14 protein-coding genes are annotated in these 15,811 nt (G+C 62.8%); 7 read left to right on the plus strand and 7 right to left on the minus strand.

All coding sequences use genetic code 11. From position 1 onward, the window contains the following. Nucleotides 1–140: 140 nt before the first annotated feature. Nucleotides 141–770: a helix-turn-helix domain-containing protein gene (locus tag ABIE32_RS12780; protein ID WP_429016629.1), complete on the plus strand. Its 630-nt coding sequence runs from the start codon at nt 141–143 to the stop codon at nt 768–770. Between the two features lie 168 nt (nt 771–938). Here ABIE32_RS12780 and glnK read toward each other — a convergent pair whose 3' ends face one another. Together glnK and ABIE32_RS12790 are read right to left on the minus strand one after the other, a co-directional pair. Next, on the minus strand, nt 939–1,277 hold the full coding sequence (gene glnK / locus ABIE32_RS12785; RefSeq protein ID WP_224149532.1) for a P-II family nitrogen regulator: 339 nt from the start codon (nt 1,275–1,277) through the stop codon (nt 939–941). Nucleotides 1,278–1,380: 103 nt separating this feature from the next. Next, nucleotides 1,381–3,036, minus strand: a complete 1,656-nt coding sequence (locus ABIE32_RS12790) for an NAD+ synthase (RefSeq protein WP_429016631.1) — start codon at nt 3,034–3,036, stop codon at nt 1,381–1,383. Between the two features lie 235 nt (nt 3,037–3,271). Here ABIE32_RS12790 and ABIE32_RS12795 point away from each other — a divergent pair, with 235 nt between their 5' ends. The 3 genes from ABIE32_RS12795 to ABIE32_RS12805 all read left to right on the plus strand — a co-directional run bounded on the left by ABIE32_RS12795 (nt 3,272) and on the right by ABIE32_RS12805 (nt 5,955). After that, nucleotides 3,272–4,339, plus strand: a complete 1,068-nt coding sequence (locus ABIE32_RS12795; RefSeq protein ID WP_429016633.1) for a threonine aldolase family protein — start codon at nt 3,272–3,274, stop codon at nt 4,337–4,339. Between the two features lie 46 nt (nt 4,340–4,385). After that, complete coding sequence (locus tag ABIE32_RS12800) at nt 4,386–5,615, plus strand: GNAT family N-acetyltransferase (RefSeq protein WP_429016635.1); 1,230 nt, start codon at nt 4,386–4,388, stop codon at nt 5,613–5,615. 142 nt (nt 5,616–5,757) lie between these two features. After that, nucleotides 5,758–5,955 (plus strand): CsbD family protein, encoded by a 198-nt coding sequence (locus ABIE32_RS12805; protein ID WP_224149536.1) that lies wholly within the window; start codon nt 5,758–5,760, stop codon nt 5,953–5,955. Nucleotides 5,956–6,278: 323 nt separating this feature from the next. Here ABIE32_RS12805 and icd read toward each other — a convergent pair whose 3' ends face one another. Further along, the gene (icd, locus tag ABIE32_RS12810) at nt 6,279–7,535 is read right to left on the minus strand and encodes an NADP-dependent isocitrate dehydrogenase (protein WP_429016637.1); all 1,257 of its coding nucleotides are present in this window, start codon (nt 7,533–7,535) and stop codon (nt 6,279–6,281) included. A gap of 213 nt (nt 7,536–7,748) precedes the next feature. Between icd and ABIE32_RS12815 the strand changes: the two genes are divergently transcribed. Continuing rightward, nucleotides 7,749–8,225 carry a DUF192 domain-containing protein gene (locus ABIE32_RS12815; RefSeq protein WP_429016640.1) on the plus strand — a complete coding sequence of 159 codons (477 nt, stop codon included), beginning with the start codon at nt 7,749–7,751 and terminating at the stop codon, nt 8,223–8,225. Between the two features lie 233 nt (nt 8,226–8,458). Here the strand turns inward: ABIE32_RS12815 and ABIE32_RS12820 are convergent, their stop codons facing one another. Then, nucleotides 8,459–10,690, minus strand: coding sequence for an NADP-dependent isocitrate dehydrogenase (locus tag ABIE32_RS12820; protein ID WP_429016642.1), 2,232 nt, complete (start codon nt 10,688–10,690; stop codon nt 8,459–8,461). A 338-nt stretch (nt 10,691–11,028) separates the two neighbouring features. On the opposite strand from ABIE32_RS12820, the gene arfB reads away from it, so the two are divergent. Next, on the plus strand, nt 11,029–11,445 hold the full coding sequence (gene arfB, locus ABIE32_RS12825) for an alternative ribosome rescue aminoacyl-tRNA hydrolase ArfB (protein WP_224149540.1): 417 nt from the start codon (nt 11,029–11,031) through the stop codon (nt 11,443–11,445). 21 nt (nt 11,446–11,466) lie between these two features. Here arfB and ABIE32_RS12830 read toward each other — a convergent pair whose 3' ends face one another. Next, complete coding sequence (locus ABIE32_RS12830) at nt 11,467–12,483, minus strand: aldo/keto reductase (RefSeq protein ID WP_429016644.1); 1,017 nt, start codon at nt 12,481–12,483, stop codon at nt 11,467–11,469. Between the two features lie 96 nt (nt 12,484–12,579). Here ABIE32_RS12830 and ABIE32_RS12835 point away from each other — a divergent pair, with 96 nt between their 5' ends. Beyond that, nucleotides 12,580–13,488, plus strand: coding sequence for a LysR family transcriptional regulator (locus ABIE32_RS12835; protein ID WP_224149542.1), 909 nt, complete (start codon nt 12,580–12,582; stop codon nt 13,486–13,488). Between the two features lie 94 nt (nt 13,489–13,582). Here ABIE32_RS12835 and ABIE32_RS12840 read toward each other — a convergent pair whose 3' ends face one another. Both ABIE32_RS12840 and xseA read right to left on the minus strand, forming a co-directional pair. Then, the gene (locus tag ABIE32_RS12840) at nt 13,583–14,164 is read right to left on the minus strand and encodes a superoxide dismutase (protein ID WP_429016646.1); all 582 of its coding nucleotides are present in this window, start codon (nt 14,162–14,164) and stop codon (nt 13,583–13,585) included. Nucleotides 14,165–14,435: 271 nt separating this feature from the next. Beyond that, nucleotides 14,436–15,773, minus strand: coding sequence for an exodeoxyribonuclease VII large subunit (xseA, locus tag ABIE32_RS12845; RefSeq protein WP_429016648.1), 1,338 nt, complete (start codon nt 15,771–15,773; stop codon nt 14,436–14,438). Nucleotides 15,774–15,811: the final 38 nt, after the last annotated feature.

Below are 15,811 nucleotides of genomic sequence, written 5' to 3' on the forward strand. Positions count from 1 at the left end.
ATTGTTCACGGGTTTTCCCGAGCGGCACCGGTTTTTTCCTAGGGTTTACCCCTGTGAACGGAAAGATAGATGGCCTGCGCCTGCGCTCCAAAGGCGCGTGCCGGGCCCTACACTTGCTGGCGCCCAGAAGAACACGAGACATGCCCCATTCCACGACCGCCACCCCTGCCCCACCCCAAGGCAGTGCCAATGCCGACGCCACCACCGATGTGCTGGCCCACAAGCTGCGCCTGCTGCGGCGCAATGCGGGGCTGACCTTGCAGCAACTCAGCCAGCGCTGCGGCATCTCGGCCTCGGCGCTGTCGAAGGTGGAGCACGGCCAGCTCTCGCCCACCTACGAAAAGATCGCGGCACTGGCGCGGGGACTGGAGGTCGATGTGGGCGAGCTGTTCAGCCCTGTGCAACAGCCTGCGCTTCGGGCGCGCCGCAGTGTGACGCGCGCGGGCGACGGCCTCGCGCACCGCACGCCGCAGTATGCATACGAATTGCTGCATGCCGATCTGGCGGACAAGCGCTTCATTCCCCTGCTCACCACCATCAAGGCGCGAGAGCGCACGGAGTTCCCACAACTGCTGAGCCACGACGGGGAGGAGATGGTCTACGTGCTGCACGGCAAGGTGGTGATCCATACCGACTGCTATGCGCCACTGGAGCTGGCGGCCGGTGACTCCTGTTACTTCGACAGCGCCATGGGCCATGCCTGCATCTCCGGCGGCGACGAGGACGCGCAGGTGCTGTGGATCTGCTCTCACATCACCATCAAACCATAGCTGCAGGCGCCCGGCCCGCGCCATTTTCAGATAAAGACTGATCTGAAGAGTGCACGAAGTAAGCGCTAAGCACTTCTATTTTCATAGCATCCGCCAACAAAAAAGCGCCTTGCAAGCAAGGCGCCTTTCACTTCACGGTGCAGCCAAAGGGTCAGTTGCGCATGCGCATCAGACCGCAGCCTCGTCCATATCGCCGGTGCGGATGCGGATCACGCGCTCGACTTCGGTCACAAAAATCTTGCCGTCGCCAATCTTGCCGGTGCGGGCAGCATTCACGATGGCGTCGACACAGCGGTCCACGTCCTCGTCCTTCACGGCCACTTCGATCTTGACCTTGGGCAGAAAATCGACCACGTACTCCGCGCCACGGTACAGCTCGGTATGGCCCTTCTGGCGGCCAAAACCCTTGACTTCGCTGACCGTCAAACCCGTCACGCCCACATCGGCCAAGGCCTCACGCACCTCGTCCAGCTTGAAGGGTTTGATAACGGCGGTAATCATTTTCATAGGTCACTCCTCGGATCGGCCAAACATACACCGCGTGTCACGGCCACACGGCAACTGCAGCTATTGTGCGTCAAGAACTCCGCGCCCACATGGGCAGGCAGATTCACCCGCGAAAACCGTTCGTGATCGGGTAGCGCCAGTCGCGACCAAAGCCCCGTGCCGACAGGCGCGGCCCCACGGCAGCCTGACGGCGCTTGTATTCGTTGACGCGGATGAGGCGCACCACGCGCTCCACATCGGCGCGCGCATAGCCTGCGGCCACGATGCTGTCGATATCGGCGTCCTGCTCCATGTAGCGCACGATGATCGCATCGAGCACCTCGTAAGGTGGCAGGCTGTCCTGGTCCTTCTGATCGGGACGCAGTTCGGCGCTGGGCGGGCGGGTGATGATGCGCTCAGGAATCGGCTCGCGCCCCGTGCCGAAGGGGTCGTTCGCATTGCGCCAGCGTGCCAGCTCGAACACGCGGGTCTTGAGCACATCGCGGATCACGGCAAAGCCGCCTGCCATGTCGCCATACAGGGTGCAGTAGCCAGTGGCCATTTCGCTCTTGTTGCCGGTGGTCAGAACGATGGAGCCGAACTTGTTGGACAGCGCCATCAGCAAGGTGCCGCGAATGCGCGCCTGCAGGTTTTCCTCGGTCGTGTCCTCGGGGCGACCCGCAAAATCCTGCGCCAGCGCCGCCTTGAAGCTCTCGAACATCGGCGCGATCGAAATCTCTTCGTACTGCACGCCCAGCCGCTTGGCCATGTCGCACGCATCGATCCAGCTGATGTCGGCGGTATAGGGAGAAGGCATCATCACCGTGCGCACCTTGTCCGCGCCGATGGCATCCACCGCAATGGCCAGCACCAGCGCCGAATCAATGCCGCCGGACAGGCCCAGCACCGCACCGGGGAAGCCGCTCTTGCCCAGGTAATCACGCACCGCCAGCACCAGTGCATGCCACAACTGCTGGTTGGTATCGCCCTGCGGAGCGATTTCACCAGACAATTTGATAGCAGGCCCTGAAGTATCGACGTAGGTGAGCAGCAGTTTTTCGTCAAAACCCGGCGCGCGTGCCGCCACGCTGCCATCGGCATTCATCGCAAACGAATGGCCGTCAAACACCAGTTCGTCCTGCCCGCCGACCAGGTGCGTGTACACCAGCGGCAAACCGGTTTCGCGCACACGCTCGGCCACCACCTGCTCGCGCTGGCCTACCTTGTCCATCTGGAAGGGCGATGCATTGATGACCACCAGCACCTGCGCGCCTGCAGCCCTGGCAGCGCGTGCGGGCTGGCTGGCCCAGGCGTCTTCGCAGATCAGCAGGCCCACCTGGGTGCCCGCCACATCGAACACGCAGGTCTGCGCGCCTTCGACAAAATAGCGCGTCTCGTCGAACTCGCGGTAATTGGGCAGCAGCTGCTTGCGGTAGCTGGCCAGCAGCTGGCCGCCGCGCACCACGCTGGCGACGTTGTAGCAGCGGCCATGCGGTGCATGCAGGGCGGCCTTGGGGTGGCCCACGACGATCGTCAGCTCCGGCCACTGGCTGGAGGCATCCACCACCGTCTGCAGCGCCACTTCACAGGCAGCCAGGAACGAGGGGCGTTGGAACAGGTCTTCGGCCGCATAACCGCAAATGGCCAGCTCGGGTGTCAGCAACAGCTGCGCACCCTGGGCCACGGCCTCGGCTGCCGCGTCAATGATCTTGCGGGCGTTGCCCTGCATATCGCCCACAACGAAATTGAGCTGGGCGCTGGCGATGGAAAAGTTGGACATGGTGCTTTATGAACCTGGTGCAGCGAATAACGTGCCTGCCTGTCTCCGCGCCGCCGCATTCGCGTTGCGGCGCGATGAGAGCATTGATATGTTCTATGAGTCTAGCGCGAAAACCAGTCGCAACCTGGCTCGTTGGCTGCAGTCAGGCAAATCAGCCAAGGCAGGCCTGTCAGGCAGGTGCACCCCGAAATGGGTTTACCCAGGCAAAATCACAGCCTTCCCCAGCAAACCCCTGATGACAATGAACTTTGGCAGCGACAACCAGGCCGGCGTCTCCCCGGCCATCCTGCAGACCCTGGTGCAGGCCGCGAGCGGCATCCAGTCCGCCTATGGCAACGACGACTGGTGCGCGCGCGCCGAGCAGATGCTGTGTGAGGCCTTCGACACACCACTGAAAGCCTTTTTCGTCGCCACCGGCACCGCCGCCAACTGCCTGGCGCTCTCTACCATCGCCCAGCCCTGGAACGCGGTGGTCTGCCACGACATGGCCCATATCGCGGTAGATGAGAACAGTGCGCCCGAATGGTTTACCGGCGGCGCCCGCCTCCTGCCGCTCGCCACCGGCAGCGGCAAGGTTCTGGCTGACGATCTGGACCGCTTTCTGGCCAGCTACCCGGCCAGCCCGCCGCACAACATGCTGCCCAGCGCAGTGAGCATTTCGCAGGTGTCGGAAAACGGCTTGGTCTACCGGCCGCACGAGGTGGCCGCCCTTGCCGCCAGCGCCCACGCCAAGGGCCTGCGCCTGCACATGGACGGTGCACGCCTGGCCAATGCGGTGGCCGCCCTGGGCTGTCACCCGGCGGACATCACCTGCAAGGCAGGGGTGGATGTGCTCAGCCTGGGGGCCTCGAAAAATGGCGCGCTGATGGCCGAAGCCGTAGTGTTTTTTGACGAGGCGCTGGCCGAGCATTTCCGCATCCGCCAGAAACGCGCCGGGCAACTGGTGTCCAAAAGCCGGCTGATCGGAGCGCAATACTGCGCCTGGCTGCAGGACGGCCATTGGCTGCAGTTGGCCCGCCAGGCCAATGCCTCTGCGCGCAGCCTGGCCGATGCCCTGATGGCAACCCAGGCGGCGCGCCTGGCCTGGCCCGCCGAGGCCAACGAGGTGTTTGCCATTCTGCCGCGCGCGCTGCATGCACAACTGGTCTCCCACGGCGTGCGCTGCGCCGACTGGTACGACACCAGCGTTCCGCCCGGCATGGCCCTGGCGACCGACGAGATGGTGGTGCGCTTTGTTGCATCGTGGTCGTCCACCAGCGACGAGGTACAGGCGCTGGCAGACCTGGTGCGGCGCCTCGCCTGATTTCCGCACCCCGGCGCAGGCACGGCACAGCCGCCACAATCGGGCCATGACCCTTTCTTCGCCCGCTTCCCTGCAACTGAAAGTGCTGCACCGGATGGCCGATGTGGATGCCGCCGCCTGGGATGGCCTGCTGGCCCTGCAGGCCCGGCCCACCCCCTTCATGCGCCACGCCTATCTGCAGGCGCTGGAGGACAGCGGCAGCGCCACGACGGAAACAGGCTGGCAGCCCTGCCACATCACTCTGTGGGAAGGTGACGCCCTCGTAGCCGCCTGCCCGCTGTACGCCAAAACCCACTCCTACGGCGAGTACGTGTTTGACTTCGCCTGGGCGCGGGCCTATGCCGACCACGGCCTGCACTACTACCCCAAGGCCGTGGCTGCGGTGCCCTTCACCCCGGTACCCGGCAGCCGCTTGCTGGTGGTACGCCCTGCGCTGCGTGCCACGTTGCTGCACGCGGCGACTGCCTGGTGCCGCGAGCAAGGCCTGTCTTCCCTGCACCTGCTGTTTGCCGATGCCGCCGATCTGCAGGCCGCGCAGCAGGCAGGCCTGATGCAGCGCGAGACCGTGCAGTTCCACTGGCACAACCGCCATGCACGCAACGCGCAAAATGACGGCGCTGCGCCCTATGCCGATTTCGACGACTTTCTGGCGGAGCTGCAGCAGGAAAAGCGCAAGAAAATCCGCCAGGAGCGGCGCAAGGTGCGCGACGCCGGCGTAACGTTCCGCCACGCAACGGGCCGCCAGATCACTGCCGCCGACTGGGCATTCTTCTACGAATGCTATGAGCGAACCTACTTGGAACACGGCAACGCGCCCTACCTGACCCCCGCCTTCTTTGAAGCGATGCGCAATGCCATGCCCGAGCATTGGCTGCTGTTCGTCGCCGAACGCGACAACCGGGCCATCGCCTGCAGCCTGGTCGCCATCAGCGGGCTGCAAGGCTGCACCAGCGGGCCGCTGGAGCCTACCGCCTATGGCCGCTACTGGGGAGCCATCGAGCGCGTGGACAACCTGCATTTCGAGGCCTGCTACTACCAGCCGCTCGAATGGTGCATTGCCAATGGCTATCTTCACTTTGAAGGCGGCGCCCAGGGCGAGCACAAGATGGCACGCGCGCTGTTGCCACTCTCAACGCCCAGCGCGCACTGGGTGGCCGAGCCGCAGTTTGCCCGCGCCATTGCCCATTACCTGCAGCAGGAATCCGTCCACCTGCAGGCCTACCAGCAAGTGCTGCAGAGCCACAGCCCGCTCAAGAGCGATTCGCCACCCGCGTGAAAGGCTCCGCACCCGCCCCATTTGTAATTAGTTTTAACGATGTCGGCCATCCCGCACAGCCATGTGTTGGCATGGCTGACATGGCCTGCGCCCCCGCCAACCCACAATGCAATCCATCCCCAACGCATCTGAAGGAGTTTGCATGAACAAGGATCAAGTGGTCGGCAAGATCAAGGATTTGGCGGGCGAAGCACAGGCTGGCATTGGCAAGGCCATCAACAGCCCAGAGCAGATTGCCAAAGGCAAGGCACTGGAGACCGAAGGTGAACTGCAGAAGGCCGCAGGCGATGTGAAGCAGGCCGCCAAGGATGCCGTCAAGGAAGTGAAAAAGAACCTCTGATAGTCAGCCTCCGCGCTTGTAACAGCCAAGCAAACGATAGTCACCAACTTAAACAAATTTGGCTGCACTGCCCTGCCGATTTCGGGCATCATGCCTTCATCGGTTTTCACAGAACCCCTCCTTGGCCAGCCTCAGTGCTGGCATTTTTTTGCCCGCATCTGTGGTGCCACCGAGCCTCGGGCAGGCATGCCATACAGCAGCGCTTGCATACCCTGGCGCTGGCAGAGCGCAAAAGAAAGGCGCCCGCTGCGTGTGCGGGCGCCTTTGGTTCTTCAAGCTGGCTCACAGGGGCACATGGCGATGGCGCTCGCTGCCCCCATCCCTCACATATTGGCAATCATCTCATCGCCAAAACGCGAGGTACTCACCTGCGTGGCGCCATCCATCAGACGGGCAAAGTCATAGGTCACGCGCTTGGACTCGATGGTGGCCTCCATCGAGCGGATGATGAGATCGGCAGCTTCGGTCCAGCCGATGTGGCGCAGCATCATCTCGGCCGACAGAATCATCGAACCGGGGTTCACATAGTCCTTGCCCGCATACTTGGGCGCCGTACCGTGGGTCGCTTCGAACACGGCGACGCTGTCCGACATATTGGCGCCCGGCGCAATGCCGATGCCGCCAACCTGCGCCGCCACCGCGTCCGAGATGTAGTCGCCATTCAGATTCAAGGTGGCGATCACCGAGTAATCGGCCGGGCGCAGCAGCACCTGCTGCAGGAAGGCATCGGCAATCACGTCCTTGACGATGATCTCCTTGCCGTTTTTGGGGTTCTTCAGCCGCAGCCAGGGGCCGCCGTCGATGGGCTCGGCACCGAACTCCTTCTGCGCCAGTGCATAGCCCCAGTCGCGGAAGGCCCCTTCAGTGAATTTCATGATATTGCCCTTGTGCACCAGGGTGACGCTGGGCTTGTCATGGTCGATGGCGTACTGGATGGCCTTGCGCACCAGGCGCTCGCTGCCTTCGCGCGAGACGGGTTTGATGCCGATGCCCGAGGTCTCGGGAAAACGGATCTTCTGGCTACCCACCTCCTTGCGCAGGAACTCGATCAGCTTGACGGCTACGTCCGAGCCTGCGGCAAACTCGATGCCAGCGTAGATATCCTCCGAGTTCTCGCGGAAGATGACCATATCGGTCTTCTCGGGCTCGCGCACCGGCGACGGTACGCCCGCAAAATAGCGCACCGGGCGCAGGCAGACGTAGAGATCCAGCGTCTGGCGCAAGGTGACGTTGAGCGAACGGATGCCGCCGCCCACCGGCGTGTTCAGCGGGCCCTTGATGGCAACGAGGTACTGGCCGATGGCGTCCAGCGTCTCCTGCGGCATCCATTGGTCTGCACCGTACACCTGCGTCGCCTTCTCGCCTGCAAACACCTCCATCCATGCAATGCGGCGGGCTTCGCCATAGGCCTTGGCCACTGCAGCGTCGACCACCTTGCGCATCACCGGGGTGACATCACGGCCCACGCCATCGCCTTCGATGAACGGAATGATGGGCTGCGCCGGCACCTGCAGCGCATGGCCCTCGCGCGCAGTGATGGGCTGGCCGCCGTCAGGCAGGCGGATGTGTTGGTAAGACATGGAACCTCTCTCCAGAATCATCAGGAACCGTGAAGCGCTGCATGCCATGGCGTACATGCAGCGGCGTTGCTGCGAAGGATTCTATCGACAATGGCAGCCTCTGCTGTCGCGCACATCGGGCCTGCGCATCTCGTTCAACGATGCAGCCAGATCGTGTATAAAACCCCCACGGCGCCTTGCGCTGCCCGTTTTTTGAGAAGGCCCTGTTTCCCTATGTCCTGCCTGAATTTTCTTGCCCGCACCTCCACCGTCGCCCTGGCCCTGGGCCTGTCGGCGATCAGCCTTTCCGCCACGGCCCAGACGGCTGGCGAGCCGCAGATGAATCTGCAGCGTACCGAGTTGTCGGCCGGCATGCACCGCATCCATGCCCAGGTAGCCCAGACCCCTCGCCAGCGCGAAGTGGGCTTGATGCATCGCAAGGAAATGCCTGCCGCCGAAGGCATGTTGTTCGTGTTCGAACAGCCCGCCATGCAGTGCTTCTGGATGAAGAACACCTTGCTGCCACTGACCGCCGCCTTTGTGGCCGACGACGGCACCATCGTCAACCTCGCCGACATGCAGCCCATGACCGAAGACTCGCACTGCTCGCGCAAGCCCGTGCGTTACGTGCTGGAGATGAACCAGGGCTGGTTCAAGCAAAAGGGTATTGCCGAAGGCGCGCAGCTGCGGGGCAAGCCGTTCAGCCAGTAAGGGCTCGGGCACTGCAAGTTTGGCGGGCGCCAGCCTCCGCATACCCATAGATGAAATACCTGTAGCGCCTGATGGTAGAGCGTCAATTGCTATAAAAATATAGCAAAAAGAAACAATTTACCCACTTCAATGGCTGAGTGCATAAAAAAACCGCAGTCCGAAAACTGCGGTTTTTTTATGGAGGCCCCTGCCTTGTGCAGGACACGGGGCTTGTCAGACCTTATTCACAGGTCTCAGATTTCCGCAACCACCTTGTTGAAAGTGGCGCTGGGGCGCATCACGGCGTCCAGCTTGGCGGTATCGGGCTGGTAGTAACCGCCGATGTCCACGGCCTTGCCCTGCACGGCCTTCAGCTCGGCAACGATCTTGGCTTCGCCATCGGCCAGTTGCTGGGCGATAGGCGCAAACTTGGCAGCCAGCTCCTTGTCTTCGGTCTGGGCGGCCAGCGCCTGGGCCCAGTACAGCGCGATGTAGAACTGCGAACCACGGTTGTCCAACTCGCCGGTGCGGCGCGATGGCGACTTGTCCAGGTCCAGCAGCTTGCCGGTAGCCTCGTCCAGGGTCTTGGCCAGCAGTTTGGCGCGGTTGTTGTTGTTCTTGATGCCCAGCTCTTCGAACGACACAGCCAGCGCCAGGAACTCGCCCAGCGAATCCCAACGCAGGTGGTTTTCTTCCACCAGTTGCTCCACGTGCTTGGGCGCGGAGCCACCGGCGCCGGTTTCGTACAGGCCACCGCCCTGCATCAGAGGCACGACAGACAGCATCTTGGCCGAGGTGCCCAGCTCCAGGATCGGGAACAGGTCGGTCAGGTAGTCGCGCAGGATGTTGCCGGTCACCGAGATGGTGTCCAGGCCACGGGCGGCGCGCTCCAGCGTGTAGCGCATGGCGCGCACTTGCGACAGGATGTAGATTTCCAGGCCGCTGGTGTCGTGTTCCTTGAGGTACTTGTTGACCTTCTGGATCAGCTCGGACTCGTGCGGACGGTAGGGGTCGAGCCAGAACACGGCAGGCATGCCGGAGTTGCGGGCACGCGTGACGGCCAGCTTCACCCAGTCGCGGATCGGTGCGTCCTTGACCTGGCACATGCGCCAGATATCGCCTGCTTCCACGTTCTGGCTCATCAGCACTTCGCCGGTGGCGATGTCCACAATGTTGGCCACGCCGTCTTCGGAGATTTCGAAGGTCTTGTCGTGCGAACCGTATTCCTCGGCCTTTTGCGCCATCAGGCCCACGTTGGGCACGGTGCCCATGGTGCGGGGGTCGAAGTTGCCGTGCCACTTGCAGAAGTTGATCACTTCCTGGTAGATACGGGCAAAGGTCGATTCAGGCATCACGGCCTTGCAATCGTAGGGCTTGCCATCGGCAGCCCACATCTTGCCGCCGCCGCGGATCATGGCAGGCATCGAGGCATCCACGATCACATCATTGGGCGAATGGAAGTTGGTGATGCCCTTGGCCGAGTCGACCATGGCCAGACGCGGACGGTGCTCCTGGCACTTGTGCAGGTCGCGGATGATCTCGTCGCGCTGCGACGCGGGCAGCGTGTCGATCTTGGCGTACAGATCGGCCATGCCGTTGTTCACGTTCACGCCCAGCTCGTCGAACAGCTTGCCGTGCTTCTCGAAAGCTTCCTTGTAGAAGATCTTGACGCAGTGGCCGAACACGATGGGGTGGGACACCTTCATCATCGTCGCCTTGACGTGCAGCGAGAACAGGATGCCCGATTCGCGGCAGTCTTCGATCTCGCGCTCGTAGAAAGCCAGCAGGGCCTTCTTGCTCATGAACATGGAATCGATCACTTCTGCATCCTGCAGCTTGACCTTGTCCTTGAGCACGATGGTCTTGCCGGACTTCGTCTCCAGCACCATCTTCACATCGCGGGCCTTGTCCAGGGTCATGGACTTTTCGCCGTGGTAGAAATCACCCTCTTCCATGTGCGAGACATGGGTCTGCGACCACTGCTTCCATTCACCCATCGAGTGGGGGTGCTTCTTGGCGTAGTTCTTGACGGCGGCAGGCGCGCGACGGTCCGAATTGCCTTCACGCAGCACGGGGTTCACGGCCGAGCCGATGCACTTGCTGTAACGCGCCTTGATGTCCTTTTCTTCCGGCGTGCCGGGGTTCTCAGGATAGTCGGGCAGCTTGTAACCCTTGTCCTGCAGCTCCTTGATGGCTTCCTGCAACTGGCCCACCGATGCCGAGATGTTGGGCAGCTTGATGATGTTGGCGTCTGGCGTCAGCGTCAGCTTGCCCAGGTCCGCCAGGTTGTTGGGAACGCGTTGTACCTCGGTCAGGAACTCAGGGAACTCACCGAGAATGCGGGCTGCCAGCGAAATATCACTCTCGGCCACATTGATGCCTGCCGCGCCCGCGAAGCTGCGCACGATGGGCAGGAACGACGCGGTCGCCAGGCGAGGCGCTTCGTCGGTCAGGGTGTAGATGATGGTGGGTTGCTGGGTAGTCATCTGGTCTTTCAAGTGGCAAAAGTTCAGGGGAGCGTTGCTGCTGAAGGCAGTGGTCTCGTCTGCCTCTATATACGTAAACGCCCGCGTGAAGCCATCTTATGACGCGCACCGCAACCAGCTCTGGGTAATCCCATAAATGGCGCAATGCAATATCACAATACGGAATTCAACAGGAAAGGATTGTCGCTGGTTTTTAAGTCTTATACAAGAGTTGACCCAGCGAATTGATCGCCCAAGGCGCCCGTGTGTGCCCCTCCTGTGCTGTCACAAACCACGCCGCCTTCATAATGCACGCTGCCTGCTGCACATTTGTGAATCCCCACAACGACACACCCACCATGACCAACCCACGCCCCGCTGCACTGGAGCTGCTCGAGTCCGATGTGCAGTGGACCGCCGTGCGTGCCCAGGGGCCAGGGGGACAGAACGTCAACAAGGTGAGCAGCGCCGTGCACCTGCGCTTTGACATCCGGGCATCGCGCCTGCCCGAGGACGTGCAACAACGCCTGCTGGCCCTGAGCGACAGCCGCATCACGACCGAAGGCGTGATCGTCATCAAGGCCCAGCAGTACCGCACGCAGGAACACAACCTGTGGGATGCCCTGCAGCGCCTCAACGCCCTGGTCGCGCAGGCTGCTGCCGTGCCCCGCAAGCGCCGCGCCACCAAGCCCACCTGGGGATCGCAGCAGCGCCGCCTGCAGGGTAAAAGCCTGCGCGCCAATGTGAAGGCGCTGCGCGGCAAGGTCGTGGACTAGAACCTAGAACGCACCCGAAGCTCAGCGGTCCACCAGGGCCAACGCCGCTTCGGTGTACCGGCCACCCCGTACGCGCGCAGGGTCCATCGCAGCGCCAATCTCGCGCAGCTCCGCATCGCTGAGCGCTACGTCGGCCGCGAGCGCGTTTTCGCGCAGGTGCTGCTCACGCCGCGCGCCGGGAATCGGCACGATGGATGGCGACTGCGCCAGCACCCATGCCAGAGCCAGCTGCGCTGCAGTGAGGCCGCGCTCTGCCGCCATGCGCTGCAAGGTGGCCACCAGCGACTGGTTCGCACCCCAGGCCTCGGCCTGAAACCGTGGCAGGCTGCGACGGAAATCATCCTCGGACAACTCGCCCGGCGCAGGCAGCTTGCCGGTCAGCGCGCCGCGCCCCAAGGGGCTGTAGGGCACAAAGCCGATGCCCAGTTCGGCGCATGCGGACAGCACCTCCGCCTCAGGCTCGCGGCTCCAGAGCGAATACTCCGACTGCACGGCCGAGATGGGGTGCACGGCATGCGCCTTGCGCAGCGTGGCCGCCGACACCTCCGACAGACCCAGAAAGCGCACCTTGCCCTGCCGCACCAAGTCGCCCATGGTGCCAACCACCTCTTCTATCGGAACAGCCGGATCGACCCGGTGCTGGTAGAGCAGATCGATGGCCTCGATCCCCAGCCGCTCAAGCGACGCTTCGACAACCGCACGGATATGCGCGGGGCGGCTGTTCACCCCCACCATGCGCTGCGCCCCGCGCTGCTGCGGCGTCTCGGGGGCAATGTCAAAGCCGAACTTGGTGGCCACCACGACTTCATCGCGGCGCCCTTTGAGCGATTGCAGCGCCCGGCCAATGAGCTGCTCATTGGTGAATGGCCCGTACACCTCTGCCGTGTCCCAGAAATTCACACCGAGATCGAGCGCACGGTGCAAGGTGGCAATGGACTGCGCGTCGTCGGCATCGCCATACGCAAAACTCATACCCATGCATCCCAGCCCGACTGCCGACACCTGCAAACCCTGTGAGCCCAGTTTCCTCATTTGCATTTCAGATCCTTTCAATGAAACGGACCCAGTGTGCGACAGCAGACTGTATTTGATAATCCATACAATATTTAATGAATCATTGAGCAAAATTCACAAATGAAAAATCTCTCGGAGACCGGCGAAGCCAGCCTCGACGCCCTTGCCGCCTTCGTGCGGGTGGCCCAGCTGTGCAGCTTCAGCAAGGCGGCGCGCCAGTTGGGGGTGACGCCATCGGCCCTCAGCCACAGCCTTCGGCAGGTCGAAGAAGTGCTGGGCACGCGCCTGCTCAACCGAACGACGCGCAGCGTGACGCCAACCGATGCGGGGCAACTGCTGCTGCAGCGGCTCTCCCCCGCGCTGCAGGACATCCAGGGAGCGCTGCGCGAGGTGCGCGAGCTGGGGGGCACGCCATCGGGTACGCTGCGGCTCAATGTTCCCAGGCAGGCGGCCCGTCTGGTGCTGGCGCCGCTGCTGGCGGCGTTCCACGCGCGCTGCCCCAAGGTGCTGCTTGAGATCGTCACGGACGACCGCATGGTGGATATTGTGCGGGACGGGTTTGATGCCGGCATCCGCTTCGGCGGGCGTGTGGCAGCAGACATGGTGGCACTGCCGCTGCGGCCTGCACCCCGCTTTCTGGTGGTGGCCACGCCCGCCTACCTTGATCTCCATGGTCGCCCCAAGCACCCACGCGACCTGGCGGCACATGCCTGCATCAACCGCCGCTTTCCCGGCAGCGCCCCCTACGCATGGGAGTTCGCCAAAAAAGGGCAGTCCATGGAAGTCCCGGTGAACGGCCCCTTGACGCTGGACGACGACCAACTGGTTCTGCAGGCCGCACTGGACGGCATGGGTCTGGCCTATGTCTATGACGGCATGGTGGGCGAAGCACTGTCGTCGGGCCGGCTGGAATGCGTCCTGCAGGACTGGTGTCCGCAGACCGAGGGGTTTTACCTCTACTATTCAAGCCGCCGCCATGTGCCCGCTGCACTGCGCGAGCTGATACGCCTGCTGCAGGCATCGTCCTGAAGCGCCTGCCCGTCATTGAAAGGGGCAAAAAGAAAACGCCTCCTTGCGGAGGCGTTCGTGCTTGCCGGAAAGCAAACCGCTGTGCGCCGGAGGATCAGGCGAAATTGGCTTCGGCAAACTTCCAGTTCACCAGGCTTGCCAGGAAGGTCTCGACAAACTTGGGACGCAGGTTGCGGTAGTCGATGTAGTAGGCGTGTTCCCACACGTCCACCGTCAGCAGGGCCTTGTCCGCAGTGGTCAGCGGCGTGCCTGCGGCACCAGTGTTGACGATGTCGACCGAGCCGTCAGCCTTCTTGACCAGCCAGGTCCAGCCCGAGCCGAAATTGCCCACGGCCGATGCCTGGAAGGCCTTCTTGAACTCGTCGAAGCTGCCCCACTTCTTGTTGATGGCATCTGCCAGCGCGCCGCTTGGAACACCGCCGCCATTGGGGGTCATGCAGTTCCAGAAAAAGGTGTGGTTCCAGATCTGGGCTGCGTTGTTGTAGATACCGCCGGAAGACTTCTTGACCACGTCTTCCAGTTCCATGTTTTCGAACTCGGTGCCCTTTTGCAGGTTGTTCAGGTTCACCACATAAGCGTTGTGGTGCTTGCCATAGTGGTACTCCATGGTTTCCTTGCTGTAGGCAGGGGCCAGGGCGTCAAGCGCATAAGGCAGGGGTGGCAGAGTGCGTTCCATCGTCGTTTCCTCGTGGTTGGTATGGTTGCAAAATGGGCAGCAGCGTGCGCTCCGCAAAGGGCGCCGCGCTTTCGCTGGCATCGGTCGATTGTAGAAAGGAAAATCGACCTGATGACCAATAGGGTTCAACAGAAATTCATATGGCCACCATAGCATGCAGACATGGCAGCATGGGGTCAGCGGTTGCCGACAATCCACCACACCCAAACACAGGCATGCCTCGTTCGGATCTGGCCTGCACCGTTACACGACAAAGCCGGCAGCCCCACACTCACACCAACAAGCGCTGGGTAGCCACTACATCCACACTGCCATCGGCCAGTTCCGCATGCATGGCCTTGCCCGGTGTCGCCTGCGTTACTGAATGGATGACCTGGCCATCCATGCCGGTGAGCAGTGCATAGCCGCGCGAGAGTACCTGCCTGGGATTGAGCAACTCCAGCCGCGCCCCCAGGCGTTCGACATGCTGTTCCTGCCGCTCCAGACTGCGAGCCACGCTCACCGGAAAAGTGCTGGCCAGATGCTGCACGCGCTTGTCCTGCCCATGCAGCTGGCTTTGCACCGCTGCCTGCAGGCGCTGCGCGCTGCGATCGAGCCCCTGCTGCTGGCGGTGCACCAGGCCTGAGGGCCGGGCGATCTGGCGTGCAGCCATGTCCAGGCGCTGCAATTGGCGGTCAATATGCCGCTCGACCGCGTCGTCCAGGCGCTCCTGTACCAGATCAAGCGCGCCCAGCCACACGTCCCGGGGCTGGCACACCAACTCGGCTGCCGCCGTTGGCGTGGGTGCGCGCAGGTCGGCACAGAAGTCTGCGATGGTGAAATCCGTCTCGTGCCCCACGCCGCTGATGAGCGGCACCGGGCTTTGCACAATGGTGCGCGCCAGTTGCTCGTCGTTGAAAGCCCACAAGTCTTCCAGCGATCCGCCGCCGCGCACCAGCAGGATGGTGTCGATGGCCGCTGCCGGAACCTCATCCGTCAAGCCTGCATCCAGCGCAATCTGCGTATCTGCCAGCCGGTACAGTTTCTGTAGCGCATCCACCATCGATGGAGCCGCCTGCCCCCCTTGCACCAACGCAGGCACCAGCACCACAGGCAGTTGCGGCACACGGCGGCGCAAGGCAGTCACCACATCATGCAGCGCTGCCGCACCCAGCGAGGTGACGATGCCAACGCCGCGCGGCATCAACGGCAGCGGGCGCTTGCGGGCCGCATCGAACAGGCCTTCGGCTTCCAGCTGCGCCTTGAGGCGAAGAAACTGCTCGAACAAGGCGCCCTGCCCGGCACGGCGCATGTCCTCCACCACCAGTTGCAGGTCGCCGCGTTGTTCATACACGCCGAGCTTTCCCACCACTTCCACCAGTTCGCCATCGCGCGGGGTAAATCCAAGCGACTGTGCCGCACGCTTGAACATGGCGCAGCGGATCTGGCCGTTCACATCCTTGAGATTGAAGTAGCAGTGGCCGCTGGCCGCCCGTGAAAAGCCGCTCAGCTCTCCCCGCACCGCCACCGGGTTGAAGCGGGCTGACAAGGCATCGCCCACCGCACGGCACAATGCGCCCACTTCCCAGATGCGGGGAGCAGCGGTGGGAGAGGTGTCGAAATCATTCATAAATTGCCTCTAGCGCCCAATCAACAGGCGCAAACAGC

Origin of the sequence: Comamonas sp. 4034 (genome assembly GCF_050434545.1) — a bacterium.
Classification (GTDB): domain Bacteria; phylum Pseudomonadota; class Gammaproteobacteria; order Burkholderiales; family Burkholderiaceae_C; genus Comamonas; species Comamonas odontotermitis.